The organism is Vibrio sp. CUB2, from assembly GCF_001557945.1.
Lineage (GTDB): Bacteria > Pseudomonadota > Gammaproteobacteria > Enterobacterales > Vibrionaceae > Vibrio > Vibrio owensii.
Map to the genome: position 1 here is coordinate 1 of NZ_LNRB01000052.1, position 2237 is coordinate 2237.

Here is a 2237-nt window from a genome sequence, read left to right on the forward strand (position 1 = left end):
CTAACAACTGCTCTATATTGCGACCAAATTTATCTGGAGCTTTACCAGATATGAAACGAGCAATTTCACTCATTTTAAATCCTGCTAATTGTAATTTTTATCTTTGCGCACTAACGCCCTGTTAAGGGGTGAGCAACGCAATACCGATGCCGCCGCAAACTACCTTAAACACTAAAACCAACGCATAGTAAAAATGCCACGCGTTGCGAATCACTCTTAAACAGTTTGTTATGTTCGTGCTGGCAGGTCACGCCTTGCTGCCTTAATTAACTTAGGAAGATACTCTTGTGTAATGTCACGCACCCTTATTGCGTGCCTAAACAAGTGATGTGATTGAGAGTTATCAAATGCCTGTTGAGCATCTTCGTATGCACTGAAATTTTCAGTTTGAAGGGATTTGTTCACAGACACTAGAAGATCATAGAACTCTTCGTTCATAACTAATCTTCCTGATACAGCTAACTTTTGAATGTCCCTCATAGACTCATCGACGTTAGAGTCTGGGCTACTTGTATATTCGCTGCAACGCTCAGAACGGACTTGCTCAGCCCAGTACGAAATATCTTCTAAAGCTACAATTACCCTACCATAGAGCTCTCTTTTCTCATCCCAAATTTTTTCTTTCTTAGAACGAGATAGCGTAAAGTGAGCACCAAACGCAGCCCCCAAAAAGCTACCAAATAGAGGTAATATGATTTGAATTACTTCTAGATCCATTTAGTTCTCCAAGAACATAACGCCCTGTTAAGGGGTGAGCAACGCAATACCAAAGCCGCCGCATACCACCTTAAACACTAAAACCAACGCATAGTGAAAATGCCACGCGTTGCGAATCACTCTTAAACAGTTTGTTATATTTGATATTCAAAATCCTCATCAGTTATCATGGACTGTCCAACTCCGCTTGATAGTATTGATGAAAATTTAGAGTATGACGTGAAGCTTTGGTCGATGGCTATTCCTTCGTGATCTTTATTGTTTGAGTCCGTAAAATTGTAAAATCTACCAATTATCAAGCCAGAGCTTGCGTAGAGTAATTCACCAGCAACTTTTATCACTTGATCTTTTTTATTCTTTATTTCACCTTCTGCACTTTTTATGTTTTCTTCAAAAGACAGATTCACTATTGAATCAAAATCTTGTTGAATCAAGCAATTTATCACACGGTCATCAAAGCCTAGGAAAATAAAATCACCATCAATTTCTAAAAAATCACCCGTACAGTTTTCGATGCCTTCAACTGTATAGTTCTTCTTTTTTTTCTTTAGAGAAACTGGATAAGTAAATTCTTTCCCAGACATAGTCTCAAGTGGTTTCAACGAAAATATAGAAATATTATCAACCAGTTCGATAGTTTTTATTCTCGCATAGAGTGATGTGAGCAAATGCGAACTAGATATAACTCTTAATAAACTCAGATAATAGTTCAATCTAGTCAAAACCTTAAACTTATATGGTTCATATTCAAACTTTATGGGTTCAGGATCTAAAACTGTAGCTTCAGGTTTAGTCGCTTTATCTTGATAGAATGAGGTAACAACACCATAAAGGTAACTAGTATTTTTCTCAGCTCTTTGTGCAGTCTTCTTCTCGAGAATTGAACTAACCATGTTACTTTTCGAAACGCCTTTGAATGTACCTTTAGATTCAACTTGCAAAAATTGATTACCATCACTTGCAATTTGGAAGTCTAATGTCTTAACAATGTTGGTTTCCGGTATTTTCACCCAGTCAGCATGAGTCAGGTTATGAGTTTTACTAATGACAGCTAAAGAAACTCCGATTCCAACTCCTTCAGATATTGATCGTGGAAATGCACTTTCATCTGCTTCTTGGTGTGCGCATAGAAATTCTGACTCTCTATCAATATAATCATTGAACATCCCCCAACGGCTATCGACTTTTAATTTTAAATCATTGAATGTCTTAAACCCTATACGAGACTCGCTTTGCTCACCAAATAAGAAGTAAACAAGAAAGTCAGCTCCGAGATAAAAATCTCCTTTAGTTAGGTTCTCTAAAGTATCACTCTTAGGATACTTTTTTAATAGCTGTCGGTGCTCTTCATCGTGAATATTTACTGTTACTTTCATATTTCCCTCTAAAAATATAACGCCCTGCTAAGGGGTGAGCAACGCAATACGAAAGCCGCCGCAAACCACCTTAATCACTAAAATCAACGCATAGTAAAAATGCCACGCGTTGCGAATCCCTCTTAAGCAGTTTGTTAGTCGCGA

2 protein-coding genes are annotated in these 2237 nt (G+C 37.6%); both read right to left on the reverse strand.

Going from position 1 to position 2237, the window contains the following annotated elements; genetic code table 11:
* Positions 1 to 228 precede the first annotated feature (228 nt).
* A complete protein-coding gene (locus tag ATB78_RS27685) occupies positions 229 to 717 on the reverse strand; it encodes a hypothetical protein (protein WP_061011148.1) in 489 nt (162 codons plus the stop codon).
* A gap of 134 nt (positions 718 to 851) precedes the next feature.
* Positions 852 to 2093, reverse strand: a complete 1242-nt coding sequence (locus tag ATB78_RS27690) for a hypothetical protein (protein WP_061011149.1) — start codon at positions 2091 to 2093, stop codon at positions 852 to 854.
* Positions 2094 to 2237 lie beyond the last annotated feature (144 nt).